1 protein-coding gene is annotated in these 316 nt (G+C 41.1%); it reads right to left on the bottom strand.

Going from position 1 to position 316, the window contains the following annotated elements; genetic code table 11:
* Positions 1 to 123: 123 nt before the first annotated feature.
* The coding region (locus AAW00_RS15215) for a hypothetical protein (RefSeq protein WP_425286364.1) at positions 124 to 316 on the bottom strand (193 nt) is incomplete at its 5' end.

Consider the following 316-nt stretch of genomic DNA (forward strand, 5'->3'; position numbering starts at 1 on the left):
ACGCAATTTAGAGGGGTTGGTGGCTATCCACCAATATTGGCGTATTGGTGGCGCCACCTTATCTTGTACATAGATAAGGAAGGTCGAAATGACTTATCTACCATTGATAGAATACGACAAGATTTATGCTTTGTAACCATGCTCTACAAGCAAAGGGTAAAACATCTTAAAATGCTGTTCTTCTGCAAGCATATCCGCCAGTAATTTTGCAAAGTCTTCATAGCTTCCAGTACCAATTAAATGGCTGTATTCGCTTTGTACACGAGCATCATGGGCTAGTTTGTTCCCAAATAAGTGGCGTTGTGCATCGGTCATT

It is taken from the genome of Aurantiacibacter luteus, assembly GCF_001010945.1.
GTDB lineage: Bacteria > Pseudomonadota > Alphaproteobacteria > Sphingomonadales > Sphingomonadaceae > Alteraurantiacibacter > Alteraurantiacibacter luteus.